At 63.1% G+C, this 21,978-nt stretch carries 17 protein-coding genes; 13 read left to right on the forward strand and 4 right to left on the reverse strand.

Annotated features, from left to right (window positions below):
* Positions 1 to 17 precede the first annotated feature (17 nt).
* From PFZ56_RS03270 to choV, 3 genes are all read left to right on the forward strand, one after another.
* A complete protein-coding gene (locus PFZ56_RS03270) occupies positions 18 to 962 on the forward strand; it encodes a choline ABC transporter substrate-binding protein (protein ID WP_102881117.1) in 945 nt (314 codons plus the stop codon).
* A 65-nt stretch (positions 963 to 1,027) separates the two neighbouring features.
* Positions 1,028 to 1,873, forward strand: coding sequence for a choline ABC transporter permease subunit (gene choW / locus PFZ56_RS03275; protein WP_102862017.1), 846 nt, complete (start codon positions 1,028 to 1,030; stop codon positions 1,871 to 1,873).
* A complete protein-coding gene (gene choV, locus PFZ56_RS03280) occupies positions 1,870 to 3,048 on the forward strand; it encodes a choline ABC transporter ATP-binding protein (protein WP_170001845.1) in 1,179 nt (392 codons plus the stop codon). The genes choW and choV overlap by 4 nt, the downstream gene beginning before the upstream one ends.
* Before the next feature lie 188 nt (positions 3,049 to 3,236).
* On the opposite strand, the gene PFZ56_RS03285 is transcribed toward choV, so the two are convergent.
* Positions 3,237 to 5,189, reverse strand: a complete 1,953-nt coding sequence (locus PFZ56_RS03285) for a BCCT family transporter (RefSeq protein WP_346010519.1) — start codon at positions 5,187 to 5,189, stop codon at positions 3,237 to 3,239.
* 486 nt (positions 5,190 to 5,675) lie between these two features.
* Here PFZ56_RS03285 and betI point away from each other — a divergent pair, with 486 nt between their 5' ends.
* The 9 genes from betI to yccS all read left to right on the forward strand — a co-directional run bounded on the left by betI (position 5,676) and on the right by yccS (position 19,561).
* Positions 5,676 to 6,296 carry a transcriptional regulator BetI gene (gene betI, locus PFZ56_RS03290; RefSeq protein WP_016966359.1) on the forward strand — a complete coding sequence of 207 codons (621 nt, stop codon included), beginning with the start codon at positions 5,676 to 5,678 and terminating at the stop codon, positions 6,294 to 6,296.
* Positions 6,297 to 6,377: 81 nt separating this feature from the next.
* Entirely contained in the window at positions 6,378 to 7,850 is a 1,473-nt protein-coding gene (betB, locus tag PFZ56_RS03295) for a betaine-aldehyde dehydrogenase (RefSeq protein WP_102881119.1), read from the forward strand.
* 174 nt (positions 7,851 to 8,024) lie between these two features.
* On the forward strand, positions 8,025 to 9,728 hold the full coding sequence (gene betA / locus PFZ56_RS03300) for a choline dehydrogenase (RefSeq protein ID WP_102881120.1): 1,704 nt from the start codon (positions 8,025 to 8,027) through the stop codon (positions 9,726 to 9,728).
* A 241-nt stretch (positions 9,729 to 9,969) separates the two neighbouring features.
* Positions 9,970 to 11,412, forward strand: coding sequence for a TldD/PmbA family protein (locus tag PFZ56_RS03305; protein ID WP_170001841.1), 1,443 nt, complete (start codon positions 9,970 to 9,972; stop codon positions 11,410 to 11,412).
* Positions 11,412 to 12,749, forward strand: a complete 1,338-nt coding sequence (locus PFZ56_RS03310; protein ID WP_170001839.1) for a TldD/PmbA family protein — start codon at positions 11,412 to 11,414, stop codon at positions 12,747 to 12,749. The genes PFZ56_RS03305 and PFZ56_RS03310 overlap by 1 nt, the downstream gene beginning before the upstream one ends.
* A gap of 75 nt (positions 12,750 to 12,824) precedes the next feature.
* A complete protein-coding gene (gene mdtD, locus PFZ56_RS03315) occupies positions 12,825 to 14,255 on the forward strand; it encodes a multidrug transporter subunit MdtD (RefSeq protein WP_102881123.1) in 1,431 nt (476 codons plus the stop codon).
* Between the two features lie 195 nt (positions 14,256 to 14,450).
* Positions 14,451 to 15,836 carry an ATP-dependent RNA helicase DbpA gene (dbpA, locus tag PFZ56_RS03320; protein WP_170001837.1) on the forward strand — a complete coding sequence of 462 codons (1,386 nt, stop codon included), beginning with the start codon at positions 14,451 to 14,453 and terminating at the stop codon, positions 15,834 to 15,836.
* 125 nt (positions 15,837 to 15,961) lie between these two features.
* Complete coding sequence (locus tag PFZ56_RS03325) at positions 15,962 to 17,140, forward strand: NAD(P)/FAD-dependent oxidoreductase (RefSeq protein ID WP_110652410.1); 1,179 nt, start codon at positions 15,962 to 15,964, stop codon at positions 17,138 to 17,140.
* A gap of 228 nt (positions 17,141 to 17,368) precedes the next feature.
* Complete coding sequence (yccS, locus tag PFZ56_RS03330) at positions 17,369 to 19,561, forward strand: YccS family putative transporter (protein ID WP_102881126.1); 2,193 nt, start codon at positions 17,369 to 17,371, stop codon at positions 19,559 to 19,561.
* Positions 19,562 to 19,657: 96 nt separating this feature from the next.
* Here the strand turns inward: yccS and PFZ56_RS03335 are convergent, their stop codons facing one another.
* On the reverse strand, positions 19,658 to 20,395 hold the full coding sequence (locus tag PFZ56_RS03335; protein ID WP_102881127.1) for an ABC transporter substrate-binding protein: 738 nt from the start codon (positions 20,393 to 20,395) through the stop codon (positions 19,658 to 19,660).
* A gap of 277 nt (positions 20,396 to 20,672) precedes the next feature.
* On the opposite strand from PFZ56_RS03335, the gene PFZ56_RS03340 reads away from it, so the two are divergent.
* Complete coding sequence (locus PFZ56_RS03340) at positions 20,673 to 21,125, forward strand: GNAT family N-acetyltransferase (protein ID WP_102881128.1); 453 nt, start codon at positions 20,673 to 20,675, stop codon at positions 21,123 to 21,125.
* Between the two features lie 3 nt (positions 21,126 to 21,128).
* Here the strand turns inward: PFZ56_RS03340 and PFZ56_RS03345 are convergent, their stop codons facing one another.
* Complete coding sequence (locus PFZ56_RS03345) at positions 21,129 to 21,425, reverse strand: helix-turn-helix domain-containing protein (RefSeq protein WP_102862029.1); 297 nt, start codon at positions 21,423 to 21,425, stop codon at positions 21,129 to 21,131.
* Positions 21,426 to 21,448: 23 nt separating this feature from the next.
* Complete coding sequence (locus PFZ56_RS03350; protein WP_110594381.1) at positions 21,449 to 21,961, reverse strand: M48 family metallopeptidase; 513 nt, start codon at positions 21,959 to 21,961, stop codon at positions 21,449 to 21,451.
* Positions 21,962 to 21,978: the final 17 nt, after the last annotated feature.

Genomic DNA, 21,978 nt, shown 5'->3' on the forward strand with positions numbered 1-21,978 from the left:
ATCCAGGAGTCCCCCCTATGAAAGGTTCCCCGTTGTTGTTGGCCGCCATGCTGAGTCTGCCGCTTCTGGCACACGCCGCAGAACCGGAGCAATGCAGCACCGTAAACTTCTCCGATGTCGGCTGGACCGATATCACCGTGACCACCGCCACCACCAGCGTTGTGCTCAACGCCCTGGGCTACAAGACCAAGACCACGATGATTTCCGTGCCGGTGACCTACAAGTCCCTGGCCGACGGCAAGAACATGGACGTGTTCCTCGGCAACTGGATGCCGACCATGGAAAACGACATCAAGCCCTACCGTGATGCCGGCACCGTTGAGACCGTGCGCGCCAACCTGGAAAACGCCAAGTACACCCTGGCAGTGCCCGAGTCGCTGTATGACAAAGGCCTGAAAGACTTCGCCGACATCGCCAAGTTCAAGAAGGAGCTGGACGGCAAGATCTACGGCATCGAGCCGGGCAACGACGGCAACCGCACCATCCAGACGATGATCGACAAGAACGCCTTTGGCCTCAAGGACGCCGGCTTCAAGGTGGTGGAGTCCAGCGAGGCGGGCATGCTGTCCCAGGTTGAGCGCGCTCAGCGTCGCGACACCGCGGTGGTGTTCCTGGGCTGGGAACCGCACCCGATGAACACACGCTTCAAGATGAAGTACCTGACCGGTGGCGACGACTTCTTCGGCCCCAACTTCGGCCAGGCCACCATCTACACCAACACCCGCAAGGGCTACACCACCGAGTGCAGCAACGTGGGCCAGTTGCTGAAGAACCTGTCGTTCACCCTGAACATGGAAAGCACCCTGATGGGCAACGTGCTGGACGACAAGATGAAGCCTGACGCGGCCGCCAAGGCCTGGCTGAAGAAGAATCCACAGGTGCTCGATACCTGGCTCGCTGGCGTGACCACCATTGACGGTAAACCCGGCCTGGAAGCCGTGAAGGCCAAGCTTGCCCAGTAATCGCTTACGCCGGGCGGGCTTGCCCGCCCGGGCTGTTTTTTCCTTGCATGCGGACGTTCAATACCATGCTCACTGATCAGAAAATCCCCCTGGGCCAGTACATCGCGGCTTTCGTAGACTGGTTGACGAAACACGGTGCCAGCACCTTCGATGCGATCGCTACCACCCTGGAAACCATGATCCACGGCGTGACGTTCGCGCTGACCTGGTTCAATCCCCTGGCCCTGATCGGCCTGATTGCCCTGCTGGCGCACCTGATCCAGCGCAAATGGGGCCTGACTGTATTTGTCGTGCTGTCCTTCCTGCTGATCCTCAATCTGGGGTACTGGCAGGAAACCATGGAAACCCTGGCCCAGGTGCTGTTCGCCACCCTGGTCTGCGTGCTGATCGGCGTGCCCCTGGGAATCGTCGCCGCGCACAAGCCGCTGTTCTACACCATGATGCGTCCGGTCCTGGACCTGATGCAGACCGTCCCCACATTCGTCTACCTGATCCCGACCCTGACCCTGTTCGGCCTCGGGGTGGTACCCGGCCTGATCTCCACGGTGGTGTTCGCCATTGCCGCGCCGATCCGCCTGACCTACCTGGGCATTCGCGATGTTCCACAAGAGTTGATGGACGCGGGCAAGGCCTTTGGCTGTTCGCGCCGTCAGTTGTTGTCGCGCATTGAGCTGCCCCACGCCATGCCGAGCATCGCCGCCGGTATTACCCAATGCATCATGCTGTCGCTGTCGATGGTGGTGATCGCCGCCCTGGTCGGCGCCGACGGCCTGGGCAAACCCGTGGTCAACGCACTCAACACCGCCGACATTGCCCTGGGCTTCGAAGCCGGCCTGGCGATCGTGCTGCTGGCGATCATGCTCGACCGCATCTGCAAACAACCTGAAGCCAAAGTAGGGGGTGACGCATGAGCATAATCCGCTTCGATAACGTCGACGTTATCTTCTCCAAGGACCCACGGGAGGCGCTCAAGCTGCTGGACCAGGGCATGACCCGCAACGAGATCCTGAAGAAAACCGGGCAGATCGTCGGCGTGGAAAAAGCCAGCCTGGACATCCAGAAAGGCGAGATCTGCGTACTCATGGGCCTTTCCGGCTCCGGCAAGTCGAGCCTGTTGCGCTGCATCAACGGCCTGAACACCGTGAGCCGCGGCAAGCTGTTCGTCGAACACGAAGGCCAGCAGATCGACATTGCCTCCTGCTCCCCCGCCGAACTGAAGATGATGCGCACCCAGCGCATCGCCATGGTGTTCCAGAAATTCGCCCTGATGCCCTGGCTGACGGTGCGCGAGAACATCAGCTTCGGCCTGGAGATGCAGGGCCGACCGGAGAAGGAACGGCGCAAGCTGGTGGACGAGAAACTTGAGCTGGTGGGCCTGACCCAGTGGCGCAACAAGAAGCCCGACGAGCTGTCCGGCGGCATGCAGCAGCGTGTGGGCCTGGCCCGCGCCCTGGCCATGGACGCCGATATCCTGCTGATGGACGAACCTTTCTCGGCCCTCGACCCGCTGATCCGCCAAGGTCTGCAGGACGAGCTGCTGGAACTGCAACGCAAGCTGAGCAAGACCATCGTCTTCGTCAGCCACGACCTGGACGAGGCCCTGAAGCTGGGCAGCCGCATCGCCATCATGAAAGACGGGCGGATCATCCAGTACAGCAAGCCGGAAGAGATCGTGCTCAACCCCGCGGACGACTATGTGCGCACCTTCGTCGCCCACACCAACCCACTGAACGTGCTCTGCGGTCGCAGCCTGATGCGCAGCCTGGACAACTGCAAGCGGGTCAACGGCTCGGTGTGCCTGGACCCGGGCGGCGATTCCTGGCTCGACCTGGCGGAGGGCAATACCATCAAGGGCGCCCGGCGCAACGGCTCGCAGATGGACCTGCAGAACTGGGTTCCGGGGCAGGCGGTGGAAGAACTGGGCCGGCGCCCGACCCTGGTGGACTCCAACATCGGCATGCGCGACGCCCTGCAGATCCGCTACCAGACCGGCAACAAACTGGTGCTCCACGACAACCAGCAGGTGGTGGGGATTCTCGGCGACAGCGAGCTCTACCACGCGCTGCTCGGCAAGAACCTGGGTTAAGCCGCAGACACAAAAACGCCGCGAGCAATCGCGGCGTTTTGCTTTATCGACACTCCCTCTTCTGTAGGAGCTGGCTTGCCAGCGAACAGGCCCTGAAGCCTTGCAGCCCCCTTGAAGGGCGCCTTCGCCGGCAAGCCGGCTTCCTACAGCGGGTGGAGCCGCCCCTCGGGAGCGGTCCGTTACTTCACTCAGCTATAGACCCGGCCAAGGAGCTGCCGATGGCTTTCGAACTGATCGAGCACATCACGGGTGATCTGCTCCTGGGTAAAGCCCATCAAGTCGTATTCCTGGCTGCCGTTGTGCAGGTACACCTCGGCGCGGTAGAAACGACTGCGCACTTCGCTGTCAGCCCCTTCCGGCTGGGCCGATTCGCTCGGCGCCGCCAGGTAACCGTCCAGGCTCACTTCATAGACGAAGGGATTGCCTTCCTCCATTTCCACCCGCAGGCCCAGCAAACTCTTGGACTTGCCCAGGTTGGCCTGCACTTCATGGCCCAGGGTGCGCAGTTGCGCGACGGCTTCCTGCAGCGCCGGGCTGATGTGCTTGTCCATGTAACGCTGCACCACCGACTGGGTCGGTTGCAGGTCCAGCTGGGTCAGGCGCTCGCTGAAGCCACGGCGACCTCGCTCGGCCAATTGCGCTTGTTCCTGCTCGATCTGCACGTCCTGGCGCATGGCCTTGTGCAAACCGAACATGAAGAAGATCAGCACCACCGAGAACGGCAGGCCGGCCAGCACCACCATGGTCTGCATGGCTTCGAAGTTACCGGCGAACAACAGACCGATGGTCACCAGGGTGATCACCACCGACCAGAAGATCCGCAGCCAGTGCGGGGCGTCTTCGTCGACGTTGCCGCCTTTGCAGGACAGGTTGGCCATCATCACCGCGCCGGAGTCGGCGGGGGTCAGGAACAGCACGAAGCCGACGAAGATCGAGACACCGATGACAATCTTCGAGGCCGGGTAGTGCTCAAGCAGTTGGTAGATCGCCATGGACGGCTGTTCCAGCGCCGTCTTGCCCAGTTCCACCGCTCCCTGGTTGACCACCAGGTCCAGGGCCGAGTTACCGAAGATCGACAGCCAGGCCAGGGTGAAGCCCAGGGGAATCAGCAGCACGCCGGCGACCAGCTCACGCACGGTGCGACCACGGGAAATACGCGCAATGAACATGCCTACGAATGGCGCCCAGGAAATCCACCAGGCCCAGTAGAACAGGGTCCACAGGCCCAGCCAGCGGTCGGACTTGGCGTTGTCGCCTTCGTACACATAGAGGTCGAAGGTCTTGAGCACCACACCGTTGAGGTAGTCGCCGATGTTCTGCACGAAGCCGTTGAGCAGGTGCAGGGTCGGGCCGAACAGCAGGACGAAAATCAACAGACCGCTGAACAGCACGATGTTCAGGTTGGACAGGCGGCGGATGCCGTTTTCCACACCGGACACCGCGGCGATGGTGGCCACCGTGCTCATGACGATGATCACGATCAGCAGGTTGGTGTTGCTGTGCTCCATGCCGAACAGGTTTTCCAGGCCGGAAGACACCTGCATCGAACCAATCCCGAGGTTGGTCACCAGGCCCAGCAGGGTCACGAACATGCCGAAACCGTCCACTGCGTGGCCGGCCGCGCCCTTGACCCAGCGCTCGCCCACCAGCGGATACAACGCCGAACGCAGCGCCAGCGGCTGGTTATGACGATAGGCAAAGTACGCCACCGCCAGGCCCACCAGGGCGTAGATCGCCCAGCCATGCAGGCCCCAGTGCAGGAAGGTCAGCTGCAACGCCTGGCGTGCGGCCAGGTTGCTGCCGGGTACGCCTTCGGGCGGGTTGAAGTAGTGATCCAGGGGCTCGGAAGCACCGAAGTACAGCAGCGAGATACCGATACCGGAAGAGAACAGCATCCCGGCCCAGGCACCGTAGCTGAAGTCCGGGGTGTCTTGCTTGGTCCCCAGCTTGAGCTTGCCGTAGGAGGAGAACGCCAGGCCCACCACGAACACCAGGTAAGCGGCGATCACCACCATGTAGTACCAGCCGAAGCTGCGGGACAACCAGGCCTGGGCAATGCCCAGCAGTCGGCCGGCCTCTTGCGGGGCGATGATCAGAATGGCGGTCAACAACAGGATCAGCGCGGTGGAGGTGTAGAACACCCAACCGTTGACCCGCACCTTCTCCGGTGGGGTCTTTATAAGAGAGGCAGAACTCATTGCACAGATGCTCCAGGCAGTGCGAGAGAAGGACACAAGGCAACACCGCACCCGACCAATCGGTTAGTTGGCAGCCGATCATCGGGTGATATAAAGACACCCCGAAAAAGCCCGAAACCGCAAAAGCCGCGTTGCGCACCCGCATCCAAGGTCAGTGACGAACCTGCAGCTCGTCGCCTGTTCCCCGGAGCGTCCTGCCCCTTCAACACGTCCTTACTCTTGCCGGTCCACGCCATGCCACGTGTAAGTTTTGGGCTATTTCGGAGGTCGTTTTCCCGCCGTCCGCGAGTAGGAAAACCTCCCCAGGCAGCGACGATTTGTCGCAGATCTTATTCTTTGTTGATTGAACGTTCAATCAAAACAAAATAGACTGGCCCACAAGTCGACCGGCGTCATACGCCCGCCGACAGGCCTAAGGAGAGGTATCAGATGCCCAAGGTCGGTATGCAACCCATACGCCGCCAGCAATTGATCGAGGCCACGCTACAGGCCGTCGATCAGGTCGGAATGGGGGACGCCAGCATTGCGCTGATCGCCCGTTTGGCCGGTGTTTCAAACGGCATCATCAGTCACTACTTTCGGGACAAGAACGGCCTGATCGCAGCGACGATGGGTTACATCATGAGCATGCTCAACGAAGGCGTCAGAGCACGCCGCCAGGCCCTGACGGACGACAGCCCGCGCGCTCACCTGAAAGTGATCATCGAGGGCAACTTCGATGCCAGCCAGGTGAACGGCCCGGCAATGAAAACCTGGTTGGCCTTCTGGGCTTCCAGCATGCACCAGCCCGATTTGCACAGGTTGCAGCGGATCAACGACCACCGCTTGTATTCCAACCTGTGTTGCCAGTTCCGCCGTGCCCTGCCGCTCTACCATGCGCGCAAGGCAGCTCGCGGCCTGGCGGCTTTGATCGACGGTTTGTGGCTGCGTGGTGCCTTGTCGGGTGATGCATTCGACACCGACCAGGCGATACGGATCGCTTACGAATACATGGATCTACAACTGGCTAAGCAGGAGCGCCAGAGCACAAAAGAGACGCTCGGCCCCTGACCCGCCACTGATCAACGTGTCCTGAACTTCGGGATACGCCCGGTGGTCAAGCCCACTACTTAATGCACTTGCGAGGACACTATGGCCCGTTTCGAACTGCAAAAACTCTACATCGACGGCGGCTACACCGATGCCGGCAGCGACGCCACTTTCGATGCCATCAACCCGGCCAACGGTGAAGTTCTCGCACAAGTGCAGCGTGCGACCAAGGAAGACGTGGAACGCGCCGTGGTCAGCGCCGAAAAAGGCCAGAAGATCTGGGCCGCCATGACTGCCATGGAGCGTTCGCGCATCCTGCGTCGCGCCGTGGAAATCCTCCGCGAGCGCAACGACGAACTGGCCGCTCTGGAAACCCTGGACACCGGTAAAGCCTTCTCCGAAACCAAATACGTGGACATCGTCACCGGCGCTGACGTGCTGGAATACTACGCAGGCCTGGTACCGGCCATCGAAGGCGAGCAGATCCCGCTGCGCACCACCTCCTTCGTCTACACCCGTCGCGAGCCTCTGGGCGTAGTCGCCGGCATCGGTGCCTGGAACTACCCGATCCAGATCGCCCTGTGGAAATCCGCGCCAGCCCTGGCCGCCGGTAACGCGATGATCTTCAAGCCCAGCGAAGTCACCTCGCTGACCACCCTGAAACTGGCCGAGATCTACACCGAAGCCGGCGTACCGGCTGGCGTGTTCAACGTCCTGACCGGCAGCGGCCGTGAAGTCGGCACCTGGCTGACCGAGCATCCGCGCATCGAGAAAGTCTCCTTCACCGGCGGCACCGACACCGGCAAGAAAGTCATGGCCAGCGCTTCCAGCTCCTCGCTCAAAGACGTGACCATGGAACTGGGCGGCAAGTCGCCGCTGATCATCTTCGACGACGCTGACCTGGATCGCGCCGCCGACACCGCCATGATGGCCAACTTCTACAGCTCCGGTCAGGTCTGCACCAACGGTACTCGCGTGTTCGTACCGAGCCACCTGAAAGCCGCTTTCGAAGCCAAGATCGCCGAGCGCGTAGCGCGCATCCGCATCGGCAACCCGGAAGACGAAAACACCAACTTCGGTCCGCTGGTCAGCTTCCAGCACATGGAAAGCGTGCTGGGCTACATCGCCAAGGGCAAAGCAGAAGGTGCCCGCGTACTGTGCGGCGGCGAGCGCCTGACCGACGGCGAATTCGCCAAGGGTGCCTTCGTTGCACCGACCGTGTTCACCGACTGCACCGACGACATGACCATCGTCCGTGAAGAAATCTTCGGCCCAGTGATGGCGATCCTGACTTACGAAACCGAAGAAGAAGTGATCCGCCGCGCCAACGACACCGACTTCGGCCTGGCTGCCGGTATCGTCACCAAGGACCTGAACCGCGCCCACCGCGTGATTCATCAGCTCGAAGCCGGTATCTGCTGGATCAACGCCTGGGGCGAATCCGACGCCAAGATGCCGGTTGGCGGCTACAAGCAATCGGGTGTTGGCCGTGAGAACGGCATCAGCTCGCTGAACAACTTCACCCGCATCAAGTCGGTACAGGTCGAGCTGGGCGACTACGCCTCGGTGTTCTAAGACACCCAGCCTGAACGACAACCCCTGTAGCCGCTGCCGCAGGCTGCGAAAAGGTCCGAAGGACCTTCCTGCGATCGCCGAAGCACGTCCGCTGCGCGGCCGATCGCAGCCTTCGGCAGCAGCTACAGGCCTATTGATCGTGCGACCTGACCAATCTCAAAGAGGGTGCATTCAATGTCCCAAGAATTCGATTACATCATTGTGGGTGCCGGCTCTGCCGGTAACACCCTGGCGACCCGTCTGACTGAAGACGAAGGCGTCACCGTCCTGCTGCTGGAAGCCGGCGGCCCGGACTATCGCTTCGACTTCCGTACCCAGATGCCGGCGGCACTGGCCTTCCCACTGCAAGGCCGTCGCTACAACTGGGCCTACGAGACCGATCCAGAGCCACACATGAACGGTCGTCGCATGGAGTGTGGTCGCGGCAAGGGCCTGGGTGGCTCGTCGCTGATCAACGGCATGTGCTACATCCGCGGCAACGCCATGGACTACGACGGCTGGGCCAAGCTGCCAGGCCTGGAAGACTGGACCTACCTGGACTGCCTGCCGTACTTCCGCAAGGCGGAAACCCGTGACATCGGCCCCAACGACTACCACGGCGGCGAAGGCCCGGTCAGCGTGACCACGCCCAAAGCCGGCAACAACCCGCTGTTCCACGCCATGGTCGAAGCCGGTGTACAAGCCGGTTACCCGCGCACCGAAGACCTGAACGGCTACCAGCAGGAAGGCTTCGGCCCGATGGACCGTACGGTCACCCCTAAAGGTCGTCGCTCCAGCACCGCACGCGGTTACCTGGACATCGCCAAGAAGCGTTCGACCCTGACCATCGTCACCCACGCCCTGACCGACAAGATCCTCTTTGACGGCAAGCGCGCAGTCGGCGTGAGTTACCTGCAAGGCAGCACCGAAGAGCGCGTGGAAGCCCGCGCCCGCAAGGAAGTGATCGTCAGCTCAGGCGCCATCGCCTCGCCGCAACTGCTGCAACGCTCCGGCGTCGGCCCCCGCGCCCTGCTGGAAAGCCTGGACATCCCGGTGGTCCACGACCTGCCGGGCGTCGGCGAGAACCTGCAGGACCACCTGGAACTGTACCTGCAGTACGCCTGCACCCAACCGGTGTCGCTGTACCCATCGCTGCTGTGGTGGAACCAGCCGGCCATCGGTGCCGAATGGCTGTTCAACGGCACCGGCATCGGCGCCAGCAACCAGTTCGAAGCCGGCGGTTTCATTCGCACTCGTGAAGAGTTCGAATGGCCGAACATCCAGTACCACTTCCTGCCGGTGGCGATTAACTACAACGGCAGCAACGGCGTGAAAGAGCACGGTTTCCAGGCGCACATGGGTTCCATGCGCTCGCCGAGCCGTGGTCGCGTGCAGATCAAGTCCAAGGACCCGCGCCAGCACCCGAGCATCCTCTTCAACTACATGGCCACCGAGCAGGACTGGCAGGAATTCCGCGACGGCATCCGCCTGACCCGGGAAATCATGCAACAGCCGGCCCTGGACGCCTTCCGCGGTCGAGAAATCAGCCCGGGCATCGAGGTGCAGACCGACGAGCAACTGGACACGTTCATCCGCGAGCACGCCGAGACCGCGTTCCACCCATCCTGCTCGTGCAAGATGGGCACCGACGACATGGCGGTAGTGGATGGCCAGGGTCGCGTGCACGGCATGCAAGGCCTGCGCGTGGTGGATGCCTCGATCATGCCGATCATCACCACCGGCAACCTCAACGCGCCGACCATCATGATGGCCGAGAAAATCGCCGACAAGATCCGTGGCCGTCAGCCGCTGCCCCGCAGCAAGGCCGACTACTACGTAGCGGGCAACGCCCCGGTGCGTGGCAAGCCAATGCGCGATATCACTCCGACCGCGCAGTAAGCAGTACGGGCACCGACCGCAAGGGTCGGTGCCTTTTTCACCTCCCCGCGTATTTCCTGCCCCCGCATTGCCCGCACTGCCTCCTTGATCGCAGCCTCCGGCAGCAGCTACAGTTCTGCAACTTGCCCATCCCCTTCGCCCCGGAGTCCACCGACGCCTATATCTGTAGGAGCCGCCGGGCAGCGTTCCGTTTGCTGGCGACAAGACCCGCCCGCTATCGCGTCTCACAAGGAGGTTCTCCATGTTCGACTTTCACCCCCAGCTCAAGCAGCGCTTTGCTGCCTTGCGCACGGGCGCCGAATTCTTTTCCCTGCGCTACGTGCGCGAGTCGGACCAATACCTGTCAGTGCGCAAGAACGTTGCCGAACCACCGAGCCTGGGCCGCGACGAGGGGGCAATGCTGACCGCAAGGGTGCGTGGTGTGGAAGCCTACGCCGCCACCAGTGACCTCTCGCAAGGCGGCCTGCAAGCCGCCCTCGACCGCGCCGAACACCTGGCTCGGGTGATCGCCGCCCACGCCCTGCTGGACCTGCGCGAGCAACCGGTATCCAGCCACCGTGGCGACTACCTTTCGCCGAATCTGGACCAGCCCTTCCCATCCCTCAGCGACTGCTACCAGTTGCTGGGCGACGAATCGGCCTCGGTGCCCAAGGACGAGCGCCTGGTGAACTGGCAAGTGGGCATCGGCGTGACCCAGGTCGAGCAGATCTACCTCAACAGCGCCGGCGCCGAGCTGCGCCAGGCTCAGCGGTTTGTCTACCCGGGCCTGGATGTCACCGCCTACGACGGTAGCGACAGCCAGACCCGCAGCCTGGGCCGGGAAAACTTCGGCCAGCAGGGCGCCGGCGATGTGATCAGCCGCTGTGGCCTGCTGGGCGCGGCGCCACGGGTGGCCGACCAGGCGCTGCAACTGCTGCTGGCGCCGAACACCCCGCCAGGCCAGCGGGACCTGCTGCTGATGCCGGACCAGATGATGCTGCAGATCCACGAGTCCATCGGCCACCCCCTGGAACTGGACCGCATCCTCGGCGACGAGCGCAACTACGCCGGCACCAGTTTCGTCAAACAGGAAGATTTCGGCCGCCTGCAATATGGCTCGTCCCTGCTCAACGTGACCTTCGACCCAGAGATTCCCGAGGAGTTGGCCAGCTATGGGCATGACGACGATGGCAGCGCCGCCAGCAAGCAGTTCCTGATCCGCGAGGGGCTGCTGGTACGTCCCCTGGGCAGTGCCCTGTCGCAATACCGCAGTGGCCTCGACGGCGTTGCCAACAGCCGCGCCAGCAGTTGGAACCGCGCCCCCATCGACCGCATGGCCAACCTCAACGTCGAGCCCGGCGACCAGCCCCTGGACCGCCTGATCGGCCAGATCGAACACGGCATCCTGATGTCCACCAATCGATCCTGGTCCATCGACGATGCGCGCAACAAGTTCCAGTTCGGCTGCGAATGGGGCCAGTTGATCGAAAACGGCGAGCTCAAGGGCGTGGTCAAGAACCCCAACTACCGGGGCATCTCCGCACAGTTCTGGCGCAACCTCAGCGCGGTGGGCGATCGCAGCACCTTCCAGGTCCTGGGCACGCCCAACTGCGGCAAGGGCGAGCCCAACCAGGTAATCCGCGTCGGCCACGCTTCGCCGGCCTGCGTGTTCAGCAAGATTGACGTATTCGGAGGAGACGCCTGATGAACAGGACGATGAATCAGGCCGAGCAGTTCAAGGCATGGGTGCAGTGGCTGCAGGACGCGATCAAGGAATCGGAACAGTTCACTCTGAGCTACTCGGCCGAGTCCTCGGAGTTCATCCGTTTCAACCACGCCAAGGTGCGTCAGGCCGGGCAGGTGCAACAGGCCAGCCTGCACTTCAAACTGATCGACGACGGACGCCACGCCGACTTGAGCATCACCTTGAGCAACGACCCCGAGGTGGACCGTCAGCGCCTGGTCGAAGCCCTGCAACAGTTGCGCGAAACCCTGCCGCTGCTGCCGGCGGACCCGTACCTGATGCTCAATCACGCCCAATGGCAATCCCACCACGTGCAGGACCATCCGCTGCCCGATAGCGAGCAGGTGGTGGCACAGATCGGCCGCGCCGGTGCCGGCCTGGATCTGGTGGGCATCTATGCCGCCGGCCCCATCAGCCGAGGTTTTGCCAGTTCCGGCGGAGCGTTCGGCTGGCATCAGGCCAATAGCTTCAACTTCGACTTCAGCCTGTTCCACGCAAACGGCGAAGCGGTGAAGGCCAGCTACGCGGGACACGCCTGGGACGACGCAGCCTTCGCCCAGCGCTTCGACCAGGCCCGTCAGCAACTGGAGTTCCTCGGTCGACCGCTGCGCACCCTGACGCCGGGGCAGTACCGCGCCTACCTGGCACCGGCGGCCCTGGAGGAGATCATGGGCATGCTGGCCTGGGGCGGGTTCTCGGCCCAGTCCATTGCCAGCAAGCACAGCCCCCTGCAGAAGCTCTACGCGGGCGATGCCGCCCTGAGCCCCCTGGTGTCCCTGGACGAACAGGTCAGCGGCTCCCTGAGTCCGGCCTTTTCCGATGAGGGCTACCCGCGCAGCGACCTGTCGCTGATCGCCGCCGGCAATGCCAACGCCCAGTTGATCAACTCCCGCAGCGCCGCCGAGTACGGCCTGACCAGCAACGGCGCCGGCAGCAGCGAATACCCCAGTGCGCTGAACATGGCCGCCGGGCAGCTGTCGCAGCAGGAGATCCTCAAGCAACTGGGCACCGGCCTGTACATCAGCAACCTGTGGTACCTCAACTACTCGGACCTGCCGGCAGCGCGCCTGACCGGCATGACCCGCTTCGCCACCTTCTGGGTGGAGAACGGCGAGATCCAGGCCCCGGTGAGCACCATGCGTTTCGATGACAGCGTCTACAGCCTGCTGGGTTCGCAACTGGAGGCCCTGACGGCGCAACGGGAACTGCTGCTTTCGGCCAGCACCTACGGCCAGCGCCAGACCGCCTCGATGCATTTGCCCGGAGCCCTGGTCAGTCGCCTGACCCTCACCTTGTAAGCGACAAGCCGCAAGCTGTAAGCGGCAAGCTTGAAGCTTATGGCTTGCCGCTTGCCGCTGCCCTTGGGAGATCCCATGCCCGAACGCACGCCTCTCGATGCCACCACCGCCCGCTGGGTGCCCTGGGTGGTGGCCATCGCCTTCTTCATGCAATCCCTGGACGGCACCATCCTCAATACGGCGCTGCCAGCCATGGCCCAGGACCTGGCGGAAGACCCGCTGCGCATGCAGGGGGTGATCATCGCCTACATGCTCACCGTGGCCCTGCTGATCCCAGCATCGGGCTGGATCGCCGACCGCTTCGGCACCAAGAAGATCTTCTTCGGCGCCATCTTGCTGTTCAGCATCGGTTCCCTGCTGTGCGCGATGTCCAACACCCTGAGCCAACTGATCGGCGCCCGGGTGATCCAGGGCCTGGGCGGGGCACTGATGCTGCCGGTGGGACGGTTGGTGGTGCTGCGAGCCTACCCGCGCTCGGAGCTGGTGCGGATCATGGGCTTCATCACCATTCCCGGGCTGCTGGGCCCGCTGATCGGCCCGACCATGGGCGGCTGGATGGTGCAGTACCTGACCTGGCACTGGATCTTCCTGATCAACCTGCCAGTGGGTGCGGTGGGCTGCTATGCGGTGTGGCGTTTTATCCCCGACCTGCGAGGCAGCGAGCGCACCCGTTTCGATGGCCTGGGCTTTGTGCTGTTCGGCGCGGCGATGGTGCTGATCACCATCGCCATGGAAGGCCTGGGGGAACTGCACCTGCCACACCTGCGGGTGATGTTGCTGCTGTTTGCCGGGCTGGCCTGCCTGGCCGCCTACTGGCTACGGGCCGGGCATATCGACACCCCGCTGTTCGCCCCTTCGCTGTTCAAGGTGCGGACCTTTGCCGTGGGCATCCTCGGCAACCTGTTCGCCCGCCTGGGCAGCGGTGCCCTGCCGTTCCTGGTGCCGCTGCTGCTGCAGGTGGCGCTGGGTTATTCACCGTCCCAGGCGGGGATGAGCATGCTGCCCCTGGCGGCCGCGGCGATGCTGGCCAAGTCCATTGCCCGGCCGTTGATCGAGCGCCTGGGCTACCGCATCGTGCTCACCGGCAACACCCTGGCCCTGGGGCTGATGCTGGCCAGCATGGGGCTGGTCAGCGAGCACACGCCTTATCCCCTGCTGCTGGGCATGCTGGCGGTGCTGGGGGCGATCAACTCGCTGCAGTTCACCGCGATGAACACCGTGACCCTGATCGACCTCGACGATGCCGCCGCCAGCAGCGGCAACAGCTTACTGTCGGTGGTAGCGCAGTTGTCCCTGAGCCTGGGGGTGGCCTGTGCCGGTGCGCTGCTGGGCGGTTTTACTGCACAAGTAGGCAATGACGGAGTGAACACCGTGCTCGGCGCCTTCCAGCTGACCTTTCTCACCGTGGGCATCATGGCGATGCTGGCGGCGGCGATCTTCCTCCAGCTGTCGCCCACCGATGGCCGAAGGGCGCGCAAGGTCGAGGAACAGCACATCGAGCATTGAGCCGCACACCTCCCTCCGTAGGAGCCGGCTCGCCGGCGAAGAGGCCCCCGAGCATTGCACCAACCTCGCGACCGCTTTCGCTGGCAAGCCAGCTCCTACACAAAACCACCTTTGCGCGGTTGCTCGTCCAGAATTTGCAGGTTATGGGAGCGAGGCTGATACACTGCGCGACATTTTGTTTTGCAGGCCAGTCCCGTGACCACCATTGCCACCGCTTTTAATACTTTGCCCCTGTCTCCCGCCATGCTGGCTAACCTCGACTCCCTCGGTTATGCCCAGATGACGCCGATCCAGGCGCAGAGCTTGCCGGTGATCCTCAAGGGCATGGACCTGATCGCCCAGGCCAAGACCGGCAGCGGCAAGACCGCGGCCTTCGGCATCGGCCTGCTGAACCCGATCAACCCGCGCTACTTCGGCTGCCAGGCCCTGGTGATCTGCCCGACCCGCGAGCTGGCCGACCAGGTGGCCAAGGAAATCCGGCGCCTGGCCCGTGCCGAAGACAACATCAAGGTCCTGACCCTGTGCGGCGGCGTGTCCTTCGGCCCGCAGATCGCTTCCCTGGAACACGGTGCGCACATCATCGTCGGCACCCCGGGGCGTATCCAGCAACACCTGCGCAAGGGCTCGCTGGTGCTTGATGGCCTGAACACGCTGATCCTCGACGAAGCCGACCGCATGCTCGACATGGGTTTCTACGACGCCATCGAAGACATCATCGAGCAGACCCCGTCGCGCCGGCAGACCCTGCTGTTCTCCGCCACGTACCCGGTGGGCATCAAGCAACTGGCGTCGAAGTTCATGCGTGATCCGCAGACGGTGAAAGCCGAAGCGTTCCACGACGACACGCAGATCGAACAGCGTTTCTACGAGATTTCCCCGGAAGAACGCATGAGCGCAGTGACCAAAGTCCTGCACCACTTCCGCCCGGCTTCCTGCGTCGCTTTCTGCTTCACCAAGCAGCAAGTGCAGGAAACCGTCGATCACCTGACCTCCAAAGGCATTTCCGCCGTCGGCCTGCACGGCGATCTGGAACAGCGTGACCGCGATCAGGTGCTGGCGATGTTCGCCAACCGCAGTACTTCGGTACTGGTCGCCACCGACGTGGCCGCCCGTGGCCTGGACATCGATGCGCTGGACATGGTGATCAACGTCGAGCTGGCCCGCGATTCGGAAATCCACATTCACCGCGTTGGCCGTACCGGTCGCGCTGGCGAAAAAGGTATCGCGGTCAGCCTCGTCGCACCGTCCGAAGCCCATCGCGCGCAAGCCATCGAACAGCTGCAGAGAGCCCCGCTGAACTGGGATCAGGTCGACAACCTCAAGTCCCAGGGCGGCGCCCCGCTGCAGCCACCGATGAGCACGCTGTGCATCGCGGGCGGGCGCAAGGACAAAGTGCGTCCGGGCGATATTCTCGGTGCACTGACTGGCGACGCCGGCATCCCGGGCGCCCAGGTCGGCAAGATCGCGATCTTCGACTTCCAGTCGTATGTGGCGGTTGATCGCACCGTGGTCATGCAGGCGCTGCAACGTTTGAACAACGGCAAGATCAAGGGCCGTTCGCTGCGCGTGCGCGTCCTCTAACCCCACCGTCCCTGTAGGAGCGAGCTTGCTCGCGATAGCGTCCGAACAGCCGACATCGAGGTTGAACCCGGCACCGTTATCGCGAGCAAGCTCGCTCCTACACAAATTTGTGCGAGGACACCGTTTTGCGTTCTACCCAAGTCGTGATCATCGGCGCTGGCGCGGCCGGCCTGATGTGCGCCCTGACCGCGGCCGGCCGGGGCCGCCAGGTGCTGTTGCTGGACCACGCCAACAAGGCCGGCAAGAAAATCCTGATGTCCGGCGGTGGCCGCTGCAACTTCACCAATATGTACACCGAGCCCGCCAACTTCCTTTCGCAGAACCCGCATTTCTGTAAATCGGCCCTGGCCCGCTACACCCAGTGGGACTTCATCGGCCTGGTGGCCAAGCACGGCGTGCCCTACCACGAGAAGAAACTCGGCCAGCTGTTCTGCGATAACAAGTCCAGCGACATCCTCGGCATGCTGCTCGACGAATGCGATCAGGTCGGCGTCGAACTGCGCCTGGACACCTCGATCCAGCAGATCGAAAAGCTTGAAGCCGGCTATCTGCTGCAGACCACCCTGGGCGCGGTGCAGTGCCAATCCCTGGTGATTGCCACCGGCGGCCTGTCGATCCCAACCTTGGGCGCTACCGGTTTTGGCTATCAAGTCGCCAAGCAGTTCGGCCATGAACTGCTGCCGACCCGTGCCGGCCTGGTGCCCTTCACCATCACCGATCAGCTCAAGGAGCTGTGCAGCGAGTTGTCGGGCACCTCGGTGGACTGTCTGGTGAGCTGCAACGAGCAGAGCTTTCGCGAGAACATTCTGTTCACTCATCGTGGCCTCAGCGGCCCGGCGATCCTGCAGATTTCCTCCTACTGGCAACCCGGCGACAGTGTCGAGATCAACCTGCTGCCAGACCACGACGCCCTGGGCTGGCTGCAACAGCAGCAGGCCGAGCGCCCCAACAGCGAGCTGAAAACCCTACTGGGGGAAATCTTCACCAAGAAGATGGCGGGACTGCTGGCCGAGCACTGGTTCGTCTCCAAGCCGATGAAGCAGTACACCCCGGCGGAACTGGCGGACGTGGCGCAAAAACTCGGCAGCTGGCAGTTGGTGCCGGCGGGCACCGAGGGCTACCGCACCGCCGAAGTGACCCTGGGCGGGGTCGATACCCGCGAGGTGTCGTCCAAGACCATGGAATCGCTGAAGAGCCCGGGGCTGTATTTCATCGGTGAAGTGCTGGACGTCACCGGCCACCTGGGCGGCTTCAACTTCCAGTGGGCCTGGGCCTCGGGCTACGCGGCGGCGCAATACGTCTGAGCCGCTGCAATCCCTGTAGCCGCTGCCGCAGGCTGCGACAGGTCCGCAGGACCTCAGCGGACCTTGAATCGCCGCGCCCCTTCGGGTCGTTCGCAGCCTACGGCAGCGGCTACAGGCGCCCGACCGGCAACGGCAACAGAATTTGTCGGCCGATGTGACGGCGGCATTGCGCCGTCGTCAATACTGGCTCAATTTAGCTGCATCGCCCCGGAAGGCCTGTCCCACTCCATGTCATCGACTTCTTTTCGTCAGTCTCTGCGCCGCCTCTGGGCGCTGGATAAATTCAGCTACAGCGTGCGGGTGTTCATCGCCCTGACCGGCAGCATGGCGCTGTGCTGGTATCAGGATGAGATGGGCCTGCTGATTCCACTGTTCCTCGGCATCATCGCCAGCGCCCTGGCGGAAACCGACGACAGCTGGCAAGGCCGGCTCAACGCCCTGGCCGTGACCCTGGTGTGCTTCAGCATCGCCGCGCTGTCGGTGGAATTGTTGTTCCCCTACCCCTGGATCTTCGCCATTGCCCTGGCCCTGGCCAGCTTCGGCCTGACCATGCTCGGGGCTCTGGGGGAACGCTATGGCGCCATCGCCTCGGCGACCCTGATTCTCTCGGTCTACACCATGATCGGCGTCGACCAGCGCGGCGGCGCGGTGATCGATTTCTGGCACGAGCCGCTGCTGCTGGTGGCCGGCGCGGCCTGGTATGGCCTGCTCTCGGTCCTGTGGCAGGCGCTGTTCTCCAACCAGCCGGTGCAGCAGAGCCTGGCCCGGCTGTTTCGTGAGCTGGGTTTCTACCTCAAGCTCAAGTCATCCCTGTTCGAGCCAATCCGCCAGTTGGATGTGGAAGCCCGGCGCCTGGAGCTGGCCCAGCAAAATGGCAAGGTCGTGGCAGCCCTCAACGCCGCCAAGGAGATCATCCTGCACCGGGTGGGCAATGGCCGGCCGGGGTCGAAAGTCAGCCGCTACCTGAAGCTGTACTTCCTGGCCCAGGACATCCACGAGCGCGCCAGTTCGTCTCACTACCCCTATAACGCCCTGACCGACGCCTTCTTCCACAGCGACGTGCTGTTTCGCTGCCAGCGCCTGTTGCGCCAGCAGGGCAAGGCCTGCCGCGCCCTGGCCGAATCCATCCAGCTGCGCCAGCCGTTCGTCTATGACGCCAGCTTCGCCGAGGCCCTGAGCGACCTGCACGCCTCCCTGGAACACCTGCGCATCCAGAGCAACCCGGCCTGGCGCGGGCTGCTGCGCTCGCTGCGCGCCCTGGCGGCCAACCTTGGCACCCTCGACCGCCTGCTCAGCGACGCCAGCAACCCCGACGCCCTGGCCGATGCCACCGACAGCAGCCTGCTGGACCGCTCGCCGCGCAACCTCAAGGATGTCTGGACTCGCCTGCGCACCCAGCTGACACCGACGTCACTGCTGTTCCGCCATGCCCTGCGCCTGCCCCTGGCGCTGAGTATCGGCTACGGCATGGTGCATTTGATCCACCCATCCCAGGGCTACTGGATCATCCTCACCACGCTGTTCGTCTGCCAGCCCAACTACGGCGCCACCCGGCGCAAGCTGGGGCAGCGGATCGTCGGCACCGCCATCGGCCTGACCATCGCCTGGGCGCTGTTCGACCTGTTCCCGAGCCCCTTGGTGCAATCGCTGTTCGCCATCGCCGCCGGGGTGGTGTTCTTTACCAACCGCACCACCCGCTACACCCTGGCCACCGCCGCCATCACCCTGATGGTGCTGTTCTGCTTCAACCAGGTGGGCGACGGTTACGGGCTGTTCCTGCCGCGGCTGTTCGATACCCTGCTGGGCAGTCTGATCGCCGGGCTGGCGGTGTTCCTGTTCCTACCGGACTGGCAGGGCCGACGCCTGAACAAGGTGCTGGCCAACACCCTGACCTGCAACAGCATCTACCTGCGCCAGATCATGCAGCAGTACGCCGCAGGCAAAAGCGACGACCTGGCCTACCGCCTGGCCCGGCGCAACGCCCACAACGCCGACGCGGCGCTGTCCACCACCCTGGCCAACATGCTCATGGAGCCGGGGCATTTCCGTAAGGAAGCCGACGTGGGGTTCCGCTTCCTGGTGCTGTCACACACCTTGCTCAGCTACCTCTCGGGGTTGGGCGCGCACCGGGAAACCCAACTGCCGGGGGAAGTCCGCGAGCACCTGATCGACGGTGCCGGGGTCAGCCTGGCGGCGAGCATCGACGAGATTGCCCAGGGCCTGGCCAACAAGACCCCGATCGCCATCCAGAGCGATGCCGAGGAAGCGTTGGCCAATGAGCTGGAGCAGATGCCGGATGAAATCGACGAAGGCCAGCGTCTGGTGCAGACCCAGCTGGCACTGATCTGTCGACAACTGGGTCCGTTGCGGACCCTGGCGGCACACCTGATCAAAGACACCAGCGACGACGCAAAACCGTAGGAGCCGGCTTGCCGGCGAAAGAGGCCGCAAGATTTATGCAAGGTCCGGGGCCGCTTTCGCTGGCAAGCCAGCTCCTACAGACAGCCCCCTGTTCGGTTACATACCGTGTTGGCGCAACAGGCGGTCGTAACTGCCGTCGGCCTTCATGGCGGCAATTTCCCGGTCGAACTTGGCAACGATCTGCGCGTGCTCGGGGTTTTTCAGGCTGACCAGGATATGCAGGCCGTTCTCGCTCAGGGGCTTGGGCAGGAACTCCACGGCGTTGCGCACCCGAGGCGATTCCCGGGCCAGGTAGTAGCGGGCGACGTATTCGTCTTCCAGAGTCAGCTTGACCCGGTCCGCCGCCAGCATGCGCACGGCCATGGCGAAGTTATGCACCAGAACTTTCTGCAGGTTCGGGTCGTTGTCGAACTCCGGCGAATAGGCGTAGCCACGCACCACCGCCACCGGGTACTGATGCAGTTGCTTGAGGTTGTTGTATTCCAGCGAGGCATCCTTGCGCTTGATGAAGCGCACTCGGTTGACCAGGTACTCCGAGGAAAACTGCCCCAGATGGGTGCGCTCTTCGTTGTACCAGGCATTGACCAGTACGTCGTAGCGTCCCTCGCCAACCCCCATCAGAGCCCGGGCCCAGGGCACCTGTTCGAACTCGCTGGCATAGCCGGCACGGGACAGGGCGGTGCTGACGATATCGGTGGCCACCCCGCCATTGACCAGGGTCGCGTCGGTAAAGGGGGGCCAGGCGTCAGCGACCAGGCGCAGCTTCTCCGCAGAAGCGCTGTGGCCCAGCAACAGCAATCCGATCAAAGCCAAAGCTCGATGCAATCGCAGCATGCTAAAAGATCCTTAGCGGGCACAGGGCCCAGCGCGTTCCAGCCGACACTCGAGGGCCCCTGCCGGTATTCGACAGGGCAGCCCAGCCCCTAACACTAGCTCATCAGAACCGCTGCACAGGACTTGAAAACAGATTACACAAAGAAGACAAAGGCCAGTAACAACAATGGTGGCATTTTGACCTAACTCACAGAAACAGCCTCTGGGTGCTGCTCGACAAGACATCCGGCGGCGATGTGCCTAGTATTTCGCACAGCACTTTCTACAGGATATGAAGATGACCATCGAATGGGTCTGCAAGCATCACACCGATCTGGGCAAGGAACAGTTGTACGCCATCCTGCAACTGCGCACCGAAGTCTTTGTCGTGGAACAGAAATGCCCCTACCAGGAAGTGGACGGCCGCGACCTTGAAGGCGATACCTGCCACTTGATGGCCTGGGACGACGACCGCCTGCTGGCCTATGTGCGCCTGCTGGACCCGATCTCCCAAGGCGGCGACGTCGTGATCGGCCGCGTAGTGATCGCCGAACAGGCCCGTGGCCAGGGCCTGGGTCATGCCCTGATGGAGCAGGCGCTGAAACAGGCGCAACGGCACTGGCCAGAAACCCCGATCTACCTCTCGGCCCAGGCCCATCTGCAGGATTACTACGGACGCTACGGCTTCATCGTCGCGGGTGAGGAATACCTTGAGGACGGCATTCCCCATATCGGCATGCGCCGGGCCTGAGACTCAGGGATAACCCAGCACTGTCTTGATCTGCCGCAGATTGGGCTCGATCCAGCCCTTGTCGATGGCCCCCCAGCTATGGATCCGGTAGCGCCCGGCATGATTGCGGGCGCCATCCTGCTGCTCGAACTCGCAGAGGATGTCCAGGTCCGCCAGGGCGGCGATGGTGTCCTGGGCGGTGCGTCGGGGCATGCCCGTGACCTCGGTCAGCGCCGGCACACTGCTGGCCAGGCCGCTGTCGATCAGATACGCCACATACAGGCGGCGGTAGAAACTGCTCTTGGTCTTGCTGACATCCATCGCCTACTCCCTTTCACTAAGCACTAATCCGCCGCTCCTGCCTTGGCTTGCAGGTCGCGCCAGGTCAGGTAGACCCGCAGGTCGAACTCCAGCTGGTGATAGCCCGGCAGCATATGCTCGCAGAGCTTGTAGAACGCCTTGTTGTGGTCCGATTCCTTGAAGTGCGCCAGCTCGTGCACCACGATCATCCGCAAGAACTCCGGCGCCGCCTCCTTGAACAGGGAGGCGATGCGGATCTCCTTCTTGGCCTTGAGCTTGCCGCCCTGTACCCGGGACACCGTGGTGTGCAGGCCCAGGGCGCGGTGGGTCAGGTCCAGGCGGTTATCGAACAGCACCTTGTCGATGGCCGGGGCGTTGCGCAGGTATTCCTGCTTCAGTTCCAGAGCGTAGTTGTACAACGCCTTGTCGCTCTGTACCGCGTGCTTGTTCGGATAGCGCCGGCTCAGGTAGTCCCCCAGGCGATCTTCGTCGATCAGCTGGCGCACTTGCTGTTGCAGGGCGACGGGGTAGGCCTGAAGGTATTTGAGTGCAGTCATGAAGGGGCAACGCAAGG

The sequence above is a fragment of the Pseudomonas danubii genome (assembly GCF_042980055.1).
Classification (GTDB): domain Bacteria; phylum Pseudomonadota; class Gammaproteobacteria; order Pseudomonadales; family Pseudomonadaceae; genus Aquipseudomonas; species Aquipseudomonas danubii.

What these genes read in the sequence shown, in the direction of transcription:
- PFZ56_RS03270 (WP_102881117.1), top strand. Translation starts at nt 18, where the DNA reads ATGAAAGGTTCCCCGTTGTTGTTGGCCGCCATGCTGAGTCTGCCGCTT.
- choW (WP_102862017.1), top strand. Translation starts at nt 1,028, where the DNA reads ATGCTCACTGATCAGAAAATCCCCCTGGGCCAGTACATCGCGGCTTTC.
- choV (WP_170001845.1), top strand. Translation starts at nt 1,870, where the DNA reads ATGAGCATAATCCGCTTCGATAACGTCGACGTTATCTTCTCCAAGGAC.
- betI (WP_016966359.1), top strand. Translation starts at nt 5,676, where the DNA reads ATGCCCAAGGTCGGTATGCAACCCATACGCCGCCAGCAATTGATCGAG.
- betB (WP_102881119.1), top strand. Translation starts at nt 6,378, where the DNA reads ATGGCCCGTTTCGAACTGCAAAAACTCTACATCGACGGCGGCTACACC.
- betA (WP_102881120.1), top strand. Translation starts at nt 8,025, where the DNA reads ATGTCCCAAGAATTCGATTACATCATTGTGGGTGCCGGCTCTGCCGGT.
- PFZ56_RS03305 (WP_170001841.1), top strand. Translation starts at nt 9,970, where the DNA reads ATGTTCGACTTTCACCCCCAGCTCAAGCAGCGCTTTGCTGCCTTGCGC.
- PFZ56_RS03310 (WP_170001839.1), top strand. Translation starts at nt 11,412, where the DNA reads ATGAACAGGACGATGAATCAGGCCGAGCAGTTCAAGGCATGGGTGCAG.
- mdtD (WP_102881123.1), top strand. Translation starts at nt 12,825, where the DNA reads ATGCCCGAACGCACGCCTCTCGATGCCACCACCGCCCGCTGGGTGCCC.
- yccS (WP_102881126.1), top strand. Translation starts at nt 17,369, where the DNA reads ATGTCATCGACTTCTTTTCGTCAGTCTCTGCGCCGCCTCTGGGCGCTG.
- PFZ56_RS03335 (WP_102881127.1), bottom strand. Translation starts at nt 20,395, where the DNA reads ATGCTGCGATTGCATCGAGCTTTGGCTTTGATCGGATTGCTGTTGCTG.
- PFZ56_RS03340 (WP_102881128.1), top strand. Translation starts at nt 20,673, where the DNA reads ATGACCATCGAATGGGTCTGCAAGCATCACACCGATCTGGGCAAGGAA.
- PFZ56_RS03345 (WP_102862029.1), bottom strand. Translation starts at nt 21,425, where the DNA reads ATGGATGTCAGCAAGACCAAGAGCAGTTTCTACCGCCGCCTGTATGTG.
- PFZ56_RS03350 (WP_110594381.1), bottom strand. Translation starts at nt 21,961, where the DNA reads ATGACTGCACTCAAATACCTTCAGGCCTACCCCGTCGCCCTGCAACAG.